The following is a 20,119-nucleotide window of genomic DNA, read 5'->3' as shown; positions in this document are numbered from 1 at the left end:
AAAAGGAGGGTTTCGTATGATTCATGTACCATCCAGGCTGACTGGTGAAAGCTTTTCACTTTACCATTTAGAAGAGACGATGAAGCCGCTCGGCTATGTCATTAATGGTAACTGGGATTACGATCACGGATACTTTGATTATAAAATTGATAATCGTGATGGCTATACCTTTCTCAGAGTTCCTTTTACAGCCGAAAAGGGCCAGCTGGATCAGCCAGGCGTTGTGGTGAAACTGGGAGATCCATTTCTCTTAAAGCATGTCTATCAAGATAAGTTAGATGATCATGCGATGGTTGGAAATGTGGGAGCATCCTTTAATCAATTCCAAGAACCAAAAGAGAAAGATGGAGATGTATCAAAAGCTTATACTGAGATTGGCTTTTCGCTCGTCAAGGAATTAGAAGACGCACTGCTTTAAAGGCTGATCAGTTCATCCTCAGGATGAAGCTCATAATCAAAGGGAGGATTCATCATGGGTCCTTCTTTTTTTTGTACACCGACAATGATCACATGATGCTCTAAAAAATGATGGAGCGCTGTTAAGAATGTTTCTCCGGCTAACGAAGCTGGAACCGGTATGATGGTGATCTGTTTATGCAAGGTCATATGACGTTTTTTCTTTAACGCTTTGAACTGTTCCTTTAAAAGAAAATGCTCGACCATTAAATGATTGACTGCATCAGAGGTATGAATGACTTGATTGGCGCCAGCCCGCTCGGCATTTTTCACGTAACGATCTGTTAAAATTTCAATTAAACAGTAGAGTGAAGGGTTTAATCCTTTTGCTGCAAGTAATGTTAAAACACTCTGCATATCAGCTGTCACTTCATTCTCGTGCTGATCTGCGGTAATCATCAGTGCATCTGCACCTGAAATATTGGCTTTACGAAGTGTGCCATCTTCGGTGCCATGCCCTTTAATAAAATGAACATTCTCTAGAAGCGGCCCTTCCTTCAAGGAATCATCAATTAGCACAATCGGCATAGCTGGATCAATCGTTTGAAACGATTGAAGCAGTTTGTTCGTTTTTTCATTCCAACCGACGATAATGAGATGTCCTTTTCCTTTAAACGCGACCTTCCCTTCTACATAATGGTGCTGCTTGCTGAACACAGCGGCAGCGAGTGTGGCAAAATAAGCCGTGACAAAGCTTGCCCCGATCAGAATCAGCGCCATACCTGCGATTTGTCCGGGAATGGTTTGCGGCACAAAATCACCGTAGCCGACCGTCGCAACTGTAATGAGAGCCCACCAGATCCCATCAAAGATCGTATGATACTGCTTCGGTTCAAGCAAGACGATTAATTGTCCAAAAAAAAGAAGCAAGAAACAGATGATGATGGCAATTCGAAGATAGAGAGGCCACCTTAGCCAAGCAATAAAGATACGGTTTGATTTCATTGGACTCTTCCTTTCAGGAGACTGCTAATGTCAGTATGCCCGATTGAGGAAACATTTTTTCATCTTCGTCATGTAGATCCCATATCTTAAAATAAGAGAGAAGAAGGAGGGAATGCGAATGTCGTTCGTTCAAAAGACCGTACTTCTTTTTATCGGCGCTCACTTTTTATCATCAGCTATGATCTTACTTGTGTTTGACTTAAATGCGGTGAATCATTTTATGAATGATTTTTCATGGCTGCACTTTTTTCAAAACCTATACGGAACGGTGACCTTTTATACAGCATGCTTAGGTGTGTTCTTCTTTTTCATTGGCGTGGTGATCCCCCTTAAAAAGACCTAGTGCTTTTTTCTGTACACGTTACATAAAAGTCATTAAAATTGTAAATAAATATATAAAATAAAAAGGAAGCTGATGAGCATGCTGTTTTTTTATTTTTTAACTTTTGCCGCATTGGGATTATCATTTTGGGCACAATTTAAAGTAAAGAATAATTTTGAAAAGTATTCAAAGGTTGAAGCATCCAGTATGAAAACAGGTGCGGAAACCGCTCGACATATTTTAGATCGCAACGGGTTATACGACGTGCCTGTTGAACCGGTAAGAGGAACTTTGACTGATCATTACGACCCGACGCAGCGTGTGGTTCGCTTATCTGAACCTGTGTACTACGGCCATTCCATTTCGGCCATTTCAGTCGCATCACACGAGGTTGGACATGCCTTGCAGCATCAGGAATCCTATGGTGCGCTTGTCTTGAGACATAAGATCTTTCCTGTCGTGAACTTTGCATCTGGTGTTGCCCCGCTTCTTTTCCTTGGTGGAATCTTACTTGGCAGCCTTAACTTAATCGGGCTTGGGATCATTTTGTTCTCAGCGGCTGTGTTCTTTCAGCTTGTGACATTGCCTGTCGAGTTTAATGCAAGTTCTCGTGCGAAAGATATCATTGTTTCAGAAGGAATCATTAGAAGCAGTGAAGAAAGAGGCGTGAACAAGGTGTTAAATGCTGCAGCTCTTACGTACGTCGCAGCAGCCCTTGTCTCCTTGTTTGAATTGCTCCGTTTTGTAATGATCTTCCTAAATGGCCGTAATGATTAATTGATGCCAGAGGAGGTGAGCCCTTACCGTTGTTAGGTAAGGGTTTTTTTGTATATTTTAAACGTATTTTTAGTCATATTACTCATTGCTGCGACAGCGTTTTTTGTTGTCACTGAATTTGCGATTGTGAAAATTAGAGGCTCTAAAATCAATCAGCTGATTGAAAGCGGTGATAAGAGAGCCATTCACGTACAAAAGCTCATATCAAATCTCGATGAATATTTATCCGCCTGTCAACTCGGTATTACCATTACCGCTTTAGGCTTAGGGTGGCTGGGCGAGCCGACGGTGGAGCATTTTCTGCATCCACTGTTTGAGGAGTTGGGGCTTCATTCCGCATTAACCGACATCCTATCGTTTATCATCGCATTTGTGATCATTACGTTTTTACATGTCGTTGTGGGAGAACTGGCGCCTAAAACGATTGCCATTCAAAAGGCAGAGGCGGTCAGCCTTGTGACAGCAAAGCCACTCATCTTTTTCTATAAAGTCATGTACCCGTTTATTAAAGCATTAAATGGATCTGCGCGAGGCATTGTGAAATTATTCGGTTTTCATTCTGTCAAAGAACATGAAGTGGCGATCAGTGAGGAAGAATTGCGTCTCATTTTATCTGAAAGCTATGAAAAGGGTGAGATTAACCAGTCTGAGTACAAATATGTGAATAAAATTTTTGAATTTGATAACCGAGTGGCGAGAGAGATCATGATTCCTCGTACAGAAATTTCAGCCATAGAGATTGAACAGACGCTTGAAGACGTGACACATTATATGCTGAACGAAAGATACACACGCTACCCCGTCATTAAAGAAGACAAAGATCATGTGATTGGTGTCATCAATAGCAAAGATGTGTTTAAGGCGAGCTTTTTAAATCAAGATGTGACGATTGAAGACTTAATGCGTCCAGTGATTCGGGTGATTGAAAGTACGCCTGTTCAAGAATTGCTCATTTTGATGCAAAAGGAGCGAATTCATATGTCTGTGCTCGTAGATGAATATGGAGGAACAGCCGGACTTGTCACAGTAGAGGACATATTAGAGGAAATCGTGGGCGAAATTCGAGATGAATATGATCAGGATGAAACACCTCATATCGTCAAAAAAGGTGACTTCCACTATGTAATGGATGGGAAAGCCTTGATTGATGAAGTAAATGATTTATTGGATTTAGCCATTGAGAATGATGATGTTGATACAATTGCTGGCTGGATGATGACACATAAATTTGATATTGAGATTGGAGATACGATTGAAGCAGAAGGCTGTGAATTTACCATCATAGATGCAGAAGACCATCATATTCGGACCATTGACATCAAAAAGGTCCACTTTTCCTAAAAACCTCGTAACACTTGACGAGGTTTTTTTACTTGGTAAACTTTAGGTGAGATAATGCCTTCTACCGATAAACAGTGATTGACTTCACATAAAAAGGGTATGGTTTGATAGAAATGACAAAAAGGAGCCGCTCATATGAAAAAAATTAATGTACAAACAAATAGACGCGCTGAGATGATCGACGTGACGAACGAGGTCCATCAATATATCAAGGAAACAGGTATTCAAAACGGAACCGTCATCGTCTACTGTCCTCATACGACAGCAGGGATGACCATTAATGAAAATGCGGACCCAGATGTGAAACGAGATATGCTCCGCCGGCTTGACGAAGTCTTTCCGTGGGAACATCCGAAGGACCGCCATATGGAAGGAAATACAGCCGCACATATGAAAGCGAGCTTTATGGGTGCTACGCAGCATATTCTCATTAATCATGGTGATCCTGTCCTTGGCACATGGCAGGGAATTTATTTCTGTGAGTTTGACGGGCCGAGACATCGCCATTTTTATATACAGGTATCATCAAACGAGTAAGAGATGGGGGAAATAAATGGGGGATATCACGAAATTACTGCAAATCAAATATGGGATTATTCAAGCGCCAATGGCAGGAGGTGCCGTGACACCTCAGCTGGCAGCCGCTGTTTCGCAATGCGGAGGACTTGGCAGTTTGGCAAGTGGATATGTGCAGCCTAACCATTTGAGGCAGCAGATCAGACAGGTCAAACAACTGACAACTCGCCTGTTTCAGGTCAATGTATTTGTACCAGAGCCAATTCCTGAAGTCAAAAAAGAGGATGTGGCATTTTGGGAGAAGAGACTGCCAGCACGACCAGTAGCCGATAGACTGCCGAGCGAAGAGGAATTGTGGAATGATTTTGAACAGAAAATCAACATTCTTTTGGATGAGGACGTACCGGTCGTTTCCTTTACCTTCGCTTGTCCAAACGAACAAACGATACATCGCTTAAAACAAAAGGGGATCTTTTTAATTGGAACCGCCACAACAAAAGAGGAAGCACTGCTTTTAGAGGAAAAAGGGATGGATGCCATTGTTCTGCAAGGAAGTGAAGCAGGGGGTCACCGAGGTACCTTTTTACCTGCAAAAGGAGATGCCTTGATGGGACTCTTTAGCCTGATCTCTGACGTCAAGCCGCTTTGTCATGTGCCATTGATCGCCGCAGGCGGGATTACAGATCGAGCAGGTGTGGAAGCCGCTCTAGCACTTGGAGCGGATGCGGTGCAAATCGGCACACGATTTTTAGCCAGTCAGGAAAGTGCTGCGGCAGACATATACAAAAAGGCGATTTTACAGGCAGCAAGCAGTGAAACAAAGATCACGAAGCTTTTTTCTGGAAAAAGAGCAAGAGGTATTGTGAATCAGTGGATGGAGGAAGAAAGACAGAATGAAGATAGGGTTCTTCCTTATCCGGTTCAGCATGTATGGACGACACCGATGCGAAAAGCAGCTGCGGCGGCGGGAAACCCTGATCAAATGGCTCTTTGGGCAGGACAGGGCGTTGGCCGTATTCACTCGATTTTAACCGTTGAGGAGATCATGCATGAACTAACGCACATATAAAATCATGTTGGGGGGTGTGAAAGGGTGGACATCTTAAAACATTCATACCGAAAAAAAGGACAAATTGAATTTTGGTTTGATGAATTTCCGCACTCTCCTGCCGTCCTTACGCCCATTCGTCATTACTATTTTGTTCGTTATGTAAAATGGAGCCGGCACGATCCGCCGGTCACAAGAAAAGACTTAGAAAAAATGGAGCTCCTTGCGAACACGATGCTTGGCACGCTGCAAGATTATCGAAAGCGCAAGGCATACAAAAGCCCCTTGTCATAACCACTAGACAAGAGGCTTTTTTTAGCTGCCGAACATTTGCCTGAGATAAATCACATCCATCCGGGTGGTCTGCGGCAATAGATAAGCAGATTGAACAGCACCTGGCCGCCTTCTCTTATTCAATTTGTCGATAATTTCTGCCGCTGTTAAAATCCCAAGTCCATGTCCGTAATATTGATCTTCTCCTAAGTAAATCACATTTTCCCCGCGCCACTGTGACTGCTGATAGCTAAATTCTGGATTCTCGAAATATAAGCAATCCCCATAGATAAAGTCATTCCCGCGCTCTGTATAAATCGACAATGTATCATAATGCCAGTCATACAGAGTTAGACTGCGAAGCCTTCGGTTAAACTTCTCGTCTCCTACCGTTTGCAAGACGCCCATATAAAACACGATGACAATGGCGGTGGCACATTCAAATGCATATTGTGAGCCATTTTCAAAAATGTCTTTAATGCCTCTAGATGGTTCGACTTGATAGCGCAGCTCTAGTGCTCCTGCTTCAGATACGCGCCAAAAGGCGTCATTTGCACGAGACCTTTGAAAGATGGCAAATGAGGCACCACTTTTATGCAAATCTCTTGCAGCATTCATAATGTTCGATCTCAATGTAACCTCAAATAACAAATCAGATGCTTGCCTGTAGCGGAACGTATCATTTGAGGCTTGTAACTGCATCAAAATGATCCGCTTTTGTCCCTCTAGCTGAAATGAAGCCAGCTGCTCATTTGTCACTGGCTGTCCTGAAAGGATAATCATATGAAAAGCGCCCCCTTTTGTATTAGCGTATGCAGGGTGCTTGGGCAAGGAATCAATTTGTGTAAATAAACAAAAAAGCATCCTTTTTATTTGAAAAACATGAAAATAATATGAAGCTGTCCGATATATAACATATCGTTTAAAAGGAGGAAAAACATGAAAAATGCAATAAAATGGTTGAAAAAACCATCGATTTCTAAGAGACTGATTATTTCATTCACTCTCGTCCTTGTCTTGCCAATTATTACACTCAGTACGATTTCATATCAGATTGCCAAAGAAGAATTAGATCATGAAATCATGTACGGAGCAAAAGCAAGAGTCAATGAACTGAATGACATGATCCAGCAAAAGCTGATGAATAAGGAAAACGCAGTAAAACTCTTTACTGAAACAGCTACTGCTGCAGACTTTAAAAAGAACAACCAGGACAAGCTGTATGAGCATTTTGAGATATACAGCAAAATCAATGAAGATGATGTGGTTGGGTTTTATGCAGCAAGTAAAAAGCGTGACTTCATTCAGTTTCCTAAAGTAGATATGCCAAAAGGTTATGATCCAACAACGCGCGATTGGTATCAACTAGCTATGCAGGATGAGAGTGGTAATCCAGTTGTCACCAATCCATACATTTCTGCCACAACAAACGGCATGGTTGTCACGATTGCCCAGCGCCTGAAGGACGGGGCGGGAGTGATCGGAATCGACATTGATGTGCAAGACATTGTCGATAAAATAAAAGAGATTAAAATTGGACGAGAAGGATACCCAATTATTGCGAATAAAAACAAGCAAATTGTGGCCCATCTAGAAGAAAAATCAGGATCTAAGGTTACTGAAAATATTTCATCTATCCTTTACAGCGGAAAAGAAGGAACATCAACTTATGAGAATAAAGGAGAACAAAAGCGTCTCGTTTTTGTGACAAATGATTTAACAGGTTGGAAAATTGCTGGAACGATGTTTGTATCAGAAACAGAAGAAGCAGCACAGCCAGTTTGGAATTCTGCCATTATTCTTTTAATTTCTTCCTTTATCCTTGGCGGTATTGCGATCTTCTTTATCGTTCGCTCCATCACAATTGGACTTCGAAAGCTTGTTGATTTCTCAGAAAAGGTGAGTGATGGTGATTTAACCGAAACCCTTGAAACCAAATCGAAGGATGAAATTGGAGATCTCACAAGAAGCTTTAGCAAAATGAGTGAATCCCTTCGTGACGTCATTCGAGCGGTACAGCAATCTGTCGACAATGTGGCTTCCGCTTCCGAGGAGCTGACGGCAAGTGCCAGCCAAACAAGTCAAGCAACTGAACATATCACGATGTCGATTGAACAATTTTCAAATGGAAATGAAGCACAAAACGAGAAAGTCGAATCTAGTACGAATCAGCTTGTGGCAATGAATGAAGGATTACAAGGCATGTCACAAACGTCATCAGAAGTGGCTACTGTCTCACTTCAATCAACAGAGGCAGCTGGTCAAGGCGGCCGAATAGTTGAAAGCACAGCGAGCCAAATGAAACATATTGATACATCTGTACAAGAAGCAGAACAAGTCATGAAGCAATTAGAATATAAGTCTAAAGATATTACGAGCATTTTAAATGTCATTAACGGCATTGCAGATCAAACGAATCTTCTTGCGTTAAATGCAGCCATCGAAGCAGCAAGAGCAGGTGAATCAGGACGCGGCTTCTCTGTCGTGGCAGAAGAAGTGAGAAAATTAGCTGTCCAATCGGCAGACTCAGCGAAAGAAATAGAAAAGCTCATTCAAGAAATTGTGTTAGAAATTGCTAAATCTCAAGATATGTTCAAAACGGTCAATCGAGAAGTACATGCAGGACTTGGTATGACAGAAGAAGCAAAAGAAAGCTTCCAGAACATTTATGAGGCGGCAGAAGGAATGTCGAAAAAACTGACGCAATTAAACGATACAGCCATTGATCTATCGAGCGGTTCGAAGCTAGTTTCACAAGCTATGCAGGAGATGCGTCAAGTCTCTAGAGAAAGTGCTGCAAACATTCAGGACATTGCGGCTTCTGCTGAAGAGCAACTGGCATCTATGGAAGAAATATCATCTTCTTCAGTGACACTTTCTAACATGGCAGAGGAACTAAAAGAGCTCACAAGTCAATTTAAAATTGATTAAATAATGATGAAAAAATACCCAGAATTGTCTGGGTATTTTTTTTATATTTTAAACATCGTTTTCAGCCTGTAAAAATAAACCTTTCATCCGATAATAACTTTAGAGAAGTAAAGGGGGAAAGAGAAAATGGGGAAAATGATTCAATGGTTAAAAAAACCATCCATTTCAAAAAAATTAATTATTGCCTTTTTGGTAGTCCTTATCCTGCCAACCACTGCACTGACAATTAGTGCGTTTTTTACATCAAAGACAGAGCTAGACAAACAGATTATGGGCAGTGCGATGAGTCAAGTCAATGCATTTGATACTTTAATCAATGAGAATATAGGAAACAAAGCAGATGCTGTGGCTCTGTTTACAGACTCACTCAAAGCGTCTAATCTTCAAGAAAAAAATAGAAATGCGACCATCAAAGAATTGCAGCAATTTGGAAAAATTAATGAAAAAGATGTTTCTGCTATCTATGCAGGCTCCGAAAAGGGATTGTTTATGCAATATCCAGTTCAAAAGATGCCTGATGGCTACGATCCAAGAGAGCGTCCATGGTATCAAGAAGCGCTCAATGCAGAGAACGGTAAACAAGTCATCACAAAACCATACGTAGCAGCCTCCACAGGCAAAATGGTCATCACGATTACTCAAAAAATGAAAGATGGGTCAGGTGTTATTGGACTTGATATGGAAATTGACACCCTGATTCAAAAGTTAAAAGAAATCAAAATTGGGCAAAAAGGCTATGCCTTCATCATGGAGAAAGATAAAACAGTTTTAGCAGATCCGACCCAAAAGCCAGGAAGTCAGGTCAATGAGAATCTAGCAAATATTATTTATCAAAACAAAGAAGGAAACGGCAGCTACACACTCAAAGGAATAGATAAAAAGGTTGCGTATGTGACCAACGAATTAACCGGCTGGAAAATCGGTGGAACGATGCTCGTATCAGAAGTAGAAGATGCAGCAAAGCCCGTTTTCAATACAGCCCTTATTGTGTTCAGTGTGACACTTATCGTAGCAGGTACCCTCATCTTCTTTATCGTCCGCTCTATATCTAAAAGATTATCCAACCTTGCCCGCTTCTCGAAAAAAGTCAGCGAAGGTGATTTGCGCGATAAGCTTCAGATCCAATCAGATGACGAAATTGGCCAAGTTGGGAAAGGCTTTAATACAATGATTGACTCATTAAGAACCCTCATTGGTGCCGTCCAAACCTCAGTCGAAAATGTCGCTTCTTCATCAGAAGAACTGACCGCCAGCGCAGGGCAAACAAGTAAAGCAACAGAGCATATTACACTAGCCATTGAACAATTTTCCAATGGAAATGAAAGTCAAAATGACAAAGTCGAATCCAGCTCAGAAGAGTTAGATGAAATGAACCGTGGCCTTCAGCACATGAATGAGTCGGCTGAATCCATTACTGCTTCATCGATCAAATCAACAGATATCGCAGGGGAAGGCGGACAGCTTGTCGAAAAAACCGCTTCTCAAATGAATGTCATTGATCAGTCCGTGAAAAAAGCAGAGAATGTCATCAGCGCTCTTGAAAGTAAATCAAAAGACATTACACAAATTCTAGGTGTCATCAATGGTATCGCCGACCAAACGAATCTACTTGCGCTAAATGCAGCAATTGAGGCAGCAAGAGCTGGGGAATCTGGCAGAGGCTTCTCCGTTGTAGCAGAAGAAGTAAGAAAACTGGCTGTTCAATCAGCCAATTCGGCGAAAGAAATCGAGAATTTGATTAAAGAAATCGTTCAAGACATCGATGTATCACAGGAAGTATTCACTGCAGTGAATCGAGAAGTTCAATCAGGCCTAAGCTTCACTGAACAAACAAGAGTCAGCTTCCACAATATTTTCGAAATGACAAAAGAAATTTCTGACCAGCTTCAAACCATGAATCAAACAGTTGTCCAGCTTTCAAATGGCTCTGCACATGTGTCAGAGGCTGTCCGTGAGATTGCAGACGTCTCACGTGAAAGCTCCGCAAACATTCAAGACATTGCGGCTTCAGCGGAAGAACAGCTCGCATCTATGGAAGAAATCAGCTCCTCCTCTGCTACGCTTTCATCAATGGCAGAAGAATTGCGTGATTTGATCAGCAAATTTAAAGTCGAATAGACAAAATGAAAAGAGCCCTTCAGCTAAAGGGCTCTTTTTCAATTGAATAAATCAAAAGAAATAGGTAAATTTACTCATTTTAATTAGATTTCGAACATTACCCCTTGAAAAATAATTCATATTACCTAAGAATAGAAGTGAAATACCACAAATCATAATTCAAAAGGAGTAGAATCATGAAAAAAATCAACTTTTTTAAGCATTTTACAATGTCCAAGAAATTAATTACTGCATTCTTAGCGATTCTCCTAGTGCCAATTCTCGTATTGGCAGCATTTTCTTATGAAGTGGCATCAAAGTCTCTCAATAATGAGATTATGTCTAGTGCTGCAAATGGTGTTCAGCAATTAAACGAACTCATTAATAAAGATGTACAGCCTAAAATTGATATCGTTTCTTATTTATCGAAATCGGTGAAAAAGAGTGAATTGACTTCTAAAAATAAGGATTTACTCAAGGTGAAATTAGAGCAATTATCGGAAACAGACGAAGATGTTGTGGAAGTATTCATTGCAGATCAAAATGGTAAACTAACCGAATATTCCGAGATTCATAAAGGGAGTGAAGCGAGTGCAAAAAACGAACCGTGGTTTCAACAATCGATGAGAGATGAGAAACTCATCATTTCAGATCCTTTTGCCGACAAGTCATCAGATGACCTGCTCATCAGAATATCAGAACAGCTAGCAGATGGTTCTGGTGTGATTGGAATCAATGTGCGCTTGAACACGATCGTGAAAGATACAAACAGCATCAAAATAGGCAAAGAAGGCTATGCGTTTGTCGCGACTTCAGATCAGCATTATATTGCCCATAAAACAGACAAGCCTGGGGCGAAATTGACAGGTGATTTCATCACGAAATTGTATGCTAAAAAACAAGGCAGTTTCAAATATGAATACAAAGGACAGCCGAAGCAAATGTTCTTTGACACAAATGAAGCAACAGGCTGGAAGCTTGCTGGAACCATGTATGTGGACGAAGTCCAAGAAGCTGCACAGCCAGTACTCGACTTAACAATGATCATACTGGCAGTTGCGATTGCCATAGGCGGAATCGCGATTTATTTTATTATTAAATCAATCCGAAAGCCACTGATAGCACTCTCTGAATCGGCTGAGAAAATCAGTCAGGGTGATCTGACCCAGCACATTGAAGTTCGTACGCACGATGAAATCGGCAAGCTTGCGCAGAGCTTTAACGAGATGTCAGCTAAGCTGAAACAAGTCATTCAAGCTGTTCAAAATTCCATTGAAAATGTGGCCGCCTCTTCTGAAGAATTAACAGCAAGTGCGGGACAGACCGCTCAAGCGACTGAGCATATCACATCATCTATTGAACAGTTCTCAAACAGCAATGAACATCAAAATGATATGATCGAAAAAAGCTCAGTCCAGTTGAACGAAATGGATCGCAGCTTATCCCATATGGTCGATACGACCTCTCATATGATGGAATCGTCGATTGATTCAAGCAAAACGGCTCAGGCCGGTGGAGAACTTGTTCAAAAAACAGCAGGGCAAATGCAAACCATCGAGCAGGCAGTGAAAGAAGCAGAGCTTGTGATTCAAGGCTTAGAGCAGAAATCAAAAGATATTACGAACATTCTGGGTGTCATTAACGGCATTGCCGACCAGACCAATCTCCTAGCTTTAAATGCTGCGATAGAAGCCGCTCGGGCAGGAGAAGCAGGCAGAGGTTTCTCTGTTGTTGCAGAAGAAGTTCGTAAGCTGGCAGAGCAATCCGGAAGCTCTTCAAAGGAAATTGAAAGCTTGACGAACGAGATTGTAGAGGAAATTAAAAAATCACAGAACATGTTTAAACAAGTAGCAGGTGAAGTACAATCTGGATTAAACATTACAGATGAAACGAAAATCAGCTTTGAGAAAATTTCCGATAAAACATCAGAAATGACAGAACAAATGAAACAAATGAACGGAACGGCTAAAGAACTCTCGCACGGCTCAAATGATATTTCACATGCGGTGAATCAAATTAAAGAGCTTTCACGAGAAAGCTCCGCAGGCTTCCAAGATATCGCAGCATCCGCAGAAGAACAGCTGGCATCTATGGAAGAGATCAGTTCCTCCTCTGCTACGTTATCTCAGATGGCAGAAGAGCTAAGAGAGCTCATTAAACAATTTAAAATATAAGAATATAGGGAAGCACCTGACGTTTTGGCGTCAGGTGTTTTTTCCATTCAATACATATAATTTGGGTATTTTGGTCTTATTTAGACTTTAATAAGTTAAAAAAGTAAAGAACATAGTAGTACTTCCGATATATATACTATCTTACGAAAAGGAGTTTTCTTTTTTATGAAATTCATACAGTATTTCAGGAAGCCATCTATTTCAAAAAAGCTCGTATTCTCTTTCTTATTTATTCTCTTATGCCCAATCATTGTGTTGGCATTCTCTTCATATCATACGGCGAGTACTTCTTTGAATGATCAAATTATGCAAAGTGCAAAGGAGAACGTCGAGCAGCTAGATAAAAATATTACGAAGGTTGTGAAAGTGAAAACAGACGCAGCCGATTTCTTTAGCAAATGGATCACGGAGAAAAAGCTTAAGCAAAAAGGCACGACAGATATTCAAGGACGGTTTGAGCAGTTCATGAGTATGAATGATGACACAGAAGGCATTTTTGTCGCTTCAAGTGATGGCAAAGTGTTTTCAAGATATCCTAATAAAAAAATGCCTGCTGACTATGTCGCAACGGAGCGGGATTGGTATAAAGACGGCTGGGAGAAAAACGGAGAGCTGTCTGTTTCAGCACCGTATCCAACAGCTTCCACAGGTACGCTTGTGGTCACCATCTCTAAAAAGTTAGAAGACGGATCAGGAGTCATTGCAATGAACCTAGACATTGCGAATCTAGTAAAAGAATCAAATAGCATAAACATTGGGAAACAAGGCTATGCCTTTATCGGAAGTCCGGATCGTACCTTTGTTGCCCATCCTACGAAAAAAGCGGGAACAAAATTATCTGGTGAATGGCTAGAAAAGCTTTATTCACAAGATGAAGGTTCTATGAGTTATATGTTTGAAGGAAAAGAAAAGCAAATGGAATTCACCACAAACAAAGCGACTGGCTGGAAAATTGTCGGTACGATGTTTGTGACAGAAGTAGAAGAAGCTGCACAGCCAGTCTTTAACATGGCCGCTATCATTTTAGCTGGCGCGCTCATCATTGGCGGGATTCTGATCTTCTTGATCATCCGTTCCATTACAAAACCACTATCTATACTTGTCTCTTCTTCAAAGAAAATCAGTGAAGGAGATTTAACAGAAAAAATTGATGTCCGGTCAAAAGATGAAATTGGACAGCTAGGCACAAGCTTTAATGAAATGAGTGAATCATTAAGAGATGTCATCCAAGCTGTACAAACATCTGTAGAAAACGTGGCTTCTTCATCTGAAGAACTGACAGCAAGCGCAGGTCAAACAACAAAAGCAACCGAACATATTACATCATCTATTGAAACATTCTCAAACGGCAACGAAAATCAAAGCGAAATGGTGGAGCAAAGTGCGGCTCATTTAAAACAAATGAATGAAGGTCTGAACGAGGTCGCAGAAACATCTGATGTCATCGCAGCATCATCTATTCAATCAAGAACAGTCGCGGAATCAGGCGGACAGCTTGTGGAGCAAACCGTTGGCCAAATGAAGACGATCGACCATTCAGTGAAAGAAGCTGAAGGGGTGATCAACGGGCTAGAGCATAAATCAAAAGACATCACAAACATCCTAGGCGTGATTAACGGCATTGCGGATCAAACGAATTTACTTGCACTCAATGCAGCTATTGAAGCAGCACGTGCAGGTGAGTCAGGCAGAGGCTTCTCTGTTGTCGCAGAGGAAGTACGTAAACTTGCAGTTCAATCATCAGATTCAGCAAAAGAGATTGAAAAGCTTGTGAAAGAAATTGTATCTGAAATCGAAACATCTCAAAATATGTTTAAATCAGTGAATGAAGAAGTGAAGAATGGTCTTTCCATTACAGATCAAACGAAAGAAAGCTTCTCACAAATTAATCAGCAAACAGCGGAAATCGCTACAAGAATGAATGAAATGAATACAACAGTACGCGAGCTTTCAAAAGGATCTGAGCAAATTTCTAAAGCAGTGAATGAAATTGCAGATGTATCACGAGAGAGTTCAGCAAGCATCCAAGATATCGCTGCATCTGCTGAAGAGCAGCTTGCTTCTATGGAAGAGATTAGTTCTTCCTCTACGACTCTTTCCCAAATGGCGGAAGAATTACGTGATTTAATTAAAAAATTCAAGATCAGTGAATAAGATCAAGTGGTTCTCCTCAAGGGGAACCGCTTTTCTTTTTAAGCGGTCATCTCGTACAATAGAGGAAATTGAAAGAATAGGAGAGATGTTATGCGTTTATCAAATAAGAAGGTCATTGCGTTTGTCAGTAATGATTTTGAAGATTTAGAGCTATGGTATCCGGTTCTGCGTTTAAGAGAAGAAGGGGCAACTGTGCACCTTGTAGGAGAAAAAGCAAATCATGAGTACACTGGGAAGTATGGTGTGCCGGCTGTATCTGATGCAGATTTTTATTCCATTCAAGCGGATGAATATGATGCTGTGCTTGTCCCTGGAGGGTGGGCGCCAGATAAACTGCGCCGTTTTCCAGAAGTGTTAAATATCGTACGTTCATTTGATGAAAAGGCAAAACCAATCGGGCAAATTTGCCACGCTGGATGGGTATTGATTTCAGCAGGCATCCTGCAAGGCAAAAAAGTAACGAGCACACCTGGTATTAAAGATGATATGACAAATGCTGGAGCAGACTGGTTTGATGAAGCAGTCGTCACAGATGGTCACCTCGTCTCGAGCAGACGTCCACCGGATCTTCCTCCCTATGTGAAAGCATTTGCGGATGTGTTAGCGGCAACATAAACAATGGACCCAAAATAAAAAAACAAAGGGCGAACTTGCACATCATGTTCGCCCCTTGTTTATCATTTCATGCCCATTCATTTTATCTATCGGCAGGAAACCTCACGCCCATTTGTTTTCTCGCCTCGTCCATGACGGACATGGTTTGAACAGATAAGGCAAATGTATTGACCGGAGACTGCCTCATTCCTTGCTGAATACACTCAATAAAATGACAGATTTCATAATACATGGCTGGCTGATCATCTTTGAGAGAGATGTCGGTATGGTGTCCTTGCCGATCATGGATCGTGATATGCGAAGGACGGTGGAATTGATCAATCACCATCGTCGCATCCTCTCCTTGAATTTCCGCAGATAAATGAGACGTTGAAATTTTAGAATGAAAAAGAAGTGCTTGATGCCCGTCATATTGCATAAGGACAGAGCCGCTCCCATCTACACCAGAAGAAAGCTTATAGCCTCTCGCGGTGATTTGATTCGGCAGACCAAATAAATAAAGCGCCGGGTAGACGAGATACACACCGATATCCATTAAAGAACCATTGGATAATTCAGGCTTAAAAGCATTTGGAATCTCGCCATTTCGGTAGGCATCGTATCTTGAGGAATATTTACAGTAATGAGCGACCACTTGCCGAATGGGTCCAAGCTGATCAAGATGCTGTTTGATTTGAAGGAAGTTGGGCAGAAATGTCGTTTTCATCGCTTCCATCAAACACACTTGATGTTTCTTCGCTGCAGCAATCATTTCTTCTACTTCTTTTCGGTGAGAGGCAAATGGTTTTTCGCATAATACGTGCTTTTGGTGCTCCATCATCAACATGGCCTGCTCTTTATGAAGGGCATTTGGACTCGCAATATACACGGCATCAAACGCATCACTTTCCGCCATTTGATGTAAGTTCGTAAAAACTGTATCAATACCGTATTTTTCGGCAAATGCCTGGCCTTTTTCAGCGGACCGTGAATAGACGGCTGTACATGTAAAATCAGCTACTCCTTCACCGGCCTGTAAGAATCGATCTGTAATCCAGTTCGTTCCGATGACAGCAAATCGAATCATGTCGTTCCCTCCTTCTACTTTCTCTGATTATACATCCTTTGAAAGCGTTTGTAAGAAAGAACATTCTTTTTATTGAAAAGCGGATGAAACCTTTATATAGGCTGATGCGTCTTACATAAAGGATATAAATGTACGAGAAGTGGGTAGTTTCTTCCTTCATTCGGGTAATACTCTGATAGAAGGGAGAGGAGGATACGACCATGAAGCGCGTCCTGCATATAGGAAGTACATACGTCTTTGCGCTTTTATTCATAGCAGCCGGTATTTTTCATGTGATAGAGCCGAGTGGCTTTGCCCGTATGATGCCAGGCTGGCCATTTCCATATGGTATGGTCTATGCGACGGCATGCCTAGAATGGCTGCTGGCTGTCTTGCTGCTTTTGCCAAATGTCAGGATCGCAGCAGCAAAAATCATTGCTGTCTATCTTGTCCTCATTTTCCCTGCAAACTTATTTGCTGCACGAGAGGGAATTCCATTTCCAGGTCAAGAAAGCACAGAGCAGTCTTTGCTATGGATAAGACTGATAGGACAGCCCATTCTGATTGTATGGGTGATGTCCATTGCGAAATGGGAAAAAAAGCTGAAACAATGACCACCATATCATGATCAGGTAGTGTACAATTTATTCATAAAATAGCCCGAGTTTGGAGGAACGATATGAATTCTATGCAAATGTGGAGCAGTCGATTTAGAAAATTTTTTCTTGATAACAAGTTTGTTCTCTTTTTACTCGTCCTGCTATTAATTGGATTGAATATCCTTGTTTTCATGAAAACATCCTTTATTTTCACACCGCTCATTGTACTCGTCAAAACCATCGCCTTACCGATTATTTTAACGGGGGTCGTGTATTATTTATTAAATCCAATTGTCAATTTGTTAGAGAAGTTTAGAGTCAAACGGATCTTTTCGATTTTGCTTTTATATATTGTCATTATTGGCATTATTACAGTGACGATTGTGTCTATTATTCCGTTTTTACAAGCGCAAATGATGAGTCTGTTTCATAACCTTCCGAAATATGTTGATACGGTAGAAGATCAGATTAGACAACTAACGGGAAGCAACTTCATTAATCAAGCGCAAAAAGCGATGAATTTTAACGTTTCTGAATTGGTGAGCAAAGCGTCAAGTCAAGCGACGAAAATTTTGGAAAGTACCTTTACCGGAGTGGGGACATTCCTAGGGGCGCTTACTGAAGTCATCATTTCAATCGTGACCGTTCCGTTCATTCTGTTTTATTTATTAAAAGACGGCAAAAAATTGCCTGACTATTTCCTGAAATTTATTCCGAATAAATTTAGAGAGCATACACATATCGTGCTTCACGAAATGAACCATCGCCTGAGCTCTTATATTCTCGGCCAGATCATTGTCAGCTTCTGTATCGGTTTTCTTCTCTTAATTGGATACATGATTATCGGGTTAGACTATGCCTTACTGCTGGCCATCATTGCTGCTTGTACAAGTATCGTGCCTTACCTTGGGCCAACGATTGCCATTACACCAGCGATTGTGATTGCCCTTGTCACGTCACCAATTATGCTGTTAAAATTGATCATTGTTTGGACGGTTGTCCAGCTGATTGAAGGGAAATTCATTTCTCCACAGGTTATGGGGAAAAATCTTCACATCCATCCAATCACCATCATTTTTGTTCTTTTAACAGCCGGTAAACTGTTCAGCGTGGTCGGCATCATTGTCGCTATTCCGACGTACGCCGTGCTGAAAGTCATCACGACTCACTTATTTGATTGGTTTAAAATGCGATCCAATTTGTATAAAGAAGAAAAGGCTTGATGTCATAATCTTTTTTGAAAAAAATATAGTATCATAAAGACGAGCTTTCGAAATAGGAAGCTTGTCTTTATGTGGACATAGATGGTTGCCTGTTCAAAAGATCAGAATTGAAAGGAAAGAAAATCATGAATCTATGGGATTTATTCGTGGCACTGGTTTTAGGAATTGTCGAAGGATTAACAGAGTATGCACCTGTCTCGTCTACAGGTCACATGATCATTGTCGATGATCTTTGGTTAAAGTCAAAGGAAATCATTACGCCAGAGGCGGCAAACACATTTAAAGTCGTGATTCAGTTAGGCTCTATTTTAGCTGTCATGATTGTGTTCAAGGATCGAATTTTGAACTTGTTAGGCTTAAAGAAAAATATCACTGAAGAACAAAAGCGCAGCGGGCATAAACTGACCATTGCTCAAATTGCAGTAGGACTCGTCCCAGCCGTCATTTTAGGATTCTTATTTGAAGATTATATTGATAAATACTTGTTTGACGTGAGAACAGTTGCTGTCGGTTTGATTTTAGGCGCAGTGCTGATGCTTGTCGCTGACTGGATCAATAAACGTAAAACAGAAACAAGCTCTGTCGATAACATGACGTATAAACAGGCGCTTTATATCGGACTGTTTCAATGTTTGGCATTATGGCCAGGCTTCTCGCGCTCAGGTTCGACGATCGCAGGCGGGGTTATTCTTGGTTTGAATCACCGTGCAGCAGCTGACTTTACATTTATCATGGCGATGCCGATTATGGCGGGGGCAAGCTTGTTAACACTGGTGAAAAATGCCGAATATTTAACAACAGACATGCTGCCATTCTTTATCGTCGGCTTTGTGAGTGCATTTGTTGTGGCTCTCTTCGTTGTTCGATTCTTCCTAAAACTGATCAATAAAATCAAACTGGTGCCTTTTGCAATATATCGAATAATCCTAGGTGTGATTTTATTTATCCTATTCATGTAATGCTGAAAACTACTCTTATTAAAGAGTAGTTTTTTGTTGTTTTAACTATTTTAAACAGTAAAATCACCCTCTTATTTGGTAGAAAAAGAAGTTTTTTCATAAATTAGTGTTTAAGAGATTGGAGAAGGGGTAGTACATAAACATACCAATTAAAGGAGGAGTTAGAAATAATGAGAAAAACAAGCAAATTCTTTGTTAGTTCTGTGATCGCTACGTCAATGGTTGCTGCCCCTCTATCTCTTACGACTTTTGGTCAAACGGCTGAAGCTGCAACGACAACAGGTGTTGATGGAAGTGTCTCTATTGATCCAGTAGCCATTGCCGATAAAATTGAACAAGCAGTAAAATCATCTCAAAATCGTGATGGATTCGTTAAAAATGCGGCGTACAGCGCCTTCTATGAAGCAGGTCAAAACTATAACGTCGTTGTCCAAAACTTAAGCCAAGACCATGACTTTAGCGGACTGAACAATGTGGTTTACTATGATAGTGTTGAATATGATGGTATTACGTTTGGTATTTGGGTATTTGAAGATGGGACGTTCGTCAATAATGGTGACGGCGGCTATATTAACTGGACATTTGTCGGCAGCTTTGACCGTGAGGAAGGAAGCGGCACTGTCGACTTCCATAAAAGATTCTAA

General features: G+C 41.0%; 19 protein-coding genes. 16 read left to right on the top strand and 3 right to left on the bottom strand.

Annotated features, from left to right (window positions below):
- The first annotated feature begins 16 nt into the window (after window positions 1-16).
- Entirely contained in the window at window positions 17-418 is a 402-nt protein-coding gene (locus NSQ36_RS14675) for a YugN-like family protein (protein WP_003212880.1), read from the top strand.
- Here the strand turns inward: NSQ36_RS14675 and NSQ36_RS14670 are convergent.
- Entirely contained in the window at window positions 415-1,401 is a 987-nt protein-coding gene (locus tag NSQ36_RS14670) for a potassium channel family protein (protein ID WP_050944029.1), read from the bottom strand. The genes NSQ36_RS14675 and NSQ36_RS14670 overlap by 4 nt on opposite strands.
- A gap of 118 nt (window positions 1,402-1,519) precedes the next feature.
- On the opposite strand from NSQ36_RS14670, the gene NSQ36_RS14665 reads away from it, so the two are divergent.
- From NSQ36_RS14665 to NSQ36_RS14640, 6 genes are all read left to right on the top strand, one after another.
- Entirely contained in the window at window positions 1,520-1,744 is a 225-nt protein-coding gene (locus NSQ36_RS14665; RefSeq protein ID WP_003213467.1) for a hypothetical protein, read from the top strand.
- A gap of 81 nt (window positions 1,745-1,825) precedes the next feature.
- A complete protein-coding gene (locus tag NSQ36_RS14660; protein WP_041816317.1) occupies window positions 1,826-2,500 on the top strand; it encodes a zinc metallopeptidase in 675 nt (224 codons plus the stop codon).
- A gap of 48 nt (window positions 2,501-2,548) precedes the next feature.
- A complete protein-coding gene (locus NSQ36_RS14655) occupies window positions 2,549-3,841 on the top strand; it encodes a hemolysin family protein (protein ID WP_044140793.1) in 1,293 nt (430 codons plus the stop codon).
- 135 nt (window positions 3,842-3,976) lie between these two features.
- Complete coding sequence (locus tag NSQ36_RS14650) at window positions 3,977-4,378, top strand: secondary thiamine-phosphate synthase enzyme YjbQ (RefSeq protein ID WP_050944028.1); 402 nt, start codon at window positions 3,977-3,979, stop codon at window positions 4,376-4,378.
- 16 nt (window positions 4,379-4,394) lie between these two features.
- Window positions 4,395-5,426, top strand: coding sequence for a nitronate monooxygenase (locus tag NSQ36_RS14645; protein WP_050944027.1), 1,032 nt, complete (start codon window positions 4,395-4,397; stop codon window positions 5,424-5,426).
- A gap of 24 nt (window positions 5,427-5,450) precedes the next feature.
- Complete coding sequence (locus tag NSQ36_RS14640) at window positions 5,451-5,699, top strand: hypothetical protein (RefSeq protein ID WP_050944026.1); 249 nt, start codon at window positions 5,451-5,453, stop codon at window positions 5,697-5,699.
- A gap of 21 nt (window positions 5,700-5,720) precedes the next feature.
- Here the strand turns inward: NSQ36_RS14640 and NSQ36_RS14635 are convergent, their stop codons facing one another.
- Window positions 5,721-6,461, bottom strand: coding sequence for a protein-glutamine gamma-glutamyltransferase (locus tag NSQ36_RS14635; protein WP_044140789.1), 741 nt, complete (start codon window positions 6,459-6,461; stop codon window positions 5,721-5,723).
- 156 nt (window positions 6,462-6,617) lie between these two features.
- Between NSQ36_RS14635 and NSQ36_RS14630 the strand changes: the two genes are divergently transcribed.
- The 5 genes from NSQ36_RS14630 (at window position 6,618) to NSQ36_RS14610 (ending at window position 15,649) form a co-directional block, all read left to right on the top strand.
- On the top strand, window positions 6,618-8,609 hold the full coding sequence (locus NSQ36_RS14630; RefSeq protein WP_050944025.1) for a methyl-accepting chemotaxis protein: 1,992 nt from the start codon (window positions 6,618-6,620) through the stop codon (window positions 8,607-8,609).
- A 126-nt stretch (window positions 8,610-8,735) separates the two neighbouring features.
- Window positions 8,736-10,727, top strand: a complete 1,992-nt coding sequence (locus tag NSQ36_RS14625) for a methyl-accepting chemotaxis protein (protein WP_050944024.1) — start codon at window positions 8,736-8,738, stop codon at window positions 10,725-10,727.
- Between the two features lie 176 nt (window positions 10,728-10,903).
- Window positions 10,904-12,880: a methyl-accepting chemotaxis protein gene (locus NSQ36_RS14620; protein WP_251191373.1), complete on the top strand. Its 1,977-nt coding sequence runs from the start codon at window positions 10,904-10,906 to the stop codon at window positions 12,878-12,880.
- A gap of 165 nt (window positions 12,881-13,045) precedes the next feature.
- Window positions 13,046-15,034, top strand: coding sequence for a methyl-accepting chemotaxis protein (locus NSQ36_RS14615; RefSeq protein ID WP_050944022.1), 1,989 nt, complete (start codon window positions 13,046-13,048; stop codon window positions 15,032-15,034).
- 90 nt (window positions 15,035-15,124) lie between these two features.
- Complete coding sequence (locus NSQ36_RS14610) at window positions 15,125-15,649, top strand: type 1 glutamine amidotransferase domain-containing protein (RefSeq protein ID WP_137054481.1); 525 nt, start codon at window positions 15,125-15,127, stop codon at window positions 15,647-15,649.
- Window positions 15,650-15,731: 82 nt separating this feature from the next.
- On the opposite strand, the gene NSQ36_RS14605 is transcribed toward NSQ36_RS14610, so the two are convergent.
- The gene (locus NSQ36_RS14605; protein WP_251191372.1) at window positions 15,732-16,715 is read right to left on the bottom strand and encodes a Gfo/Idh/MocA family oxidoreductase; all 984 of its coding nucleotides are present in this window, start codon (window positions 16,713-16,715) and stop codon (window positions 15,732-15,734) included.
- A 200-nt stretch (window positions 16,716-16,915) separates the two neighbouring features.
- Between NSQ36_RS14605 and NSQ36_RS14600 the strand changes: the two genes are divergently transcribed.
- From NSQ36_RS14600 to NSQ36_RS14585, 4 genes are all read left to right on the top strand, one after another.
- Complete coding sequence (locus tag NSQ36_RS14600) at window positions 16,916-17,308, top strand: DoxX family protein (RefSeq protein WP_050944019.1); 393 nt, start codon at window positions 16,916-16,918, stop codon at window positions 17,306-17,308.
- A gap of 65 nt (window positions 17,309-17,373) precedes the next feature.
- Window positions 17,374-18,516 carry an AI-2E family transporter gene (locus NSQ36_RS14595; protein WP_251191371.1) on the top strand — a complete coding sequence of 381 codons (1,143 nt, stop codon included), beginning with the start codon at window positions 17,374-17,376 and terminating at the stop codon, window positions 18,514-18,516.
- A gap of 125 nt (window positions 18,517-18,641) precedes the next feature.
- Window positions 18,642-19,475, top strand: a complete 834-nt coding sequence (locus tag NSQ36_RS14590) for an undecaprenyl-diphosphate phosphatase (RefSeq protein ID WP_050944681.1) — start codon at window positions 18,642-18,644, stop codon at window positions 19,473-19,475.
- A gap of 170 nt (window positions 19,476-19,645) precedes the next feature.
- Window positions 19,646-20,119: a hypothetical protein gene (locus tag NSQ36_RS14585; RefSeq protein ID WP_003212767.1), complete on the top strand. Its 474-nt coding sequence runs from the start codon at window positions 19,646-19,648 to the stop codon at window positions 20,117-20,119.

The sequence above is a fragment of the Bacillus sp. FSL W8-1143 genome (genome assembly GCF_037965155.1).
Classification (GTDB): domain Bacteria; phylum Bacillota; class Bacilli; order Bacillales; family Bacillaceae; genus Bacillus; species Bacillus pumilus.
Note: the sequence above shows the minus strand (reverse complement) of the source record. Positions and strands in the feature narration are given on the sequence as shown.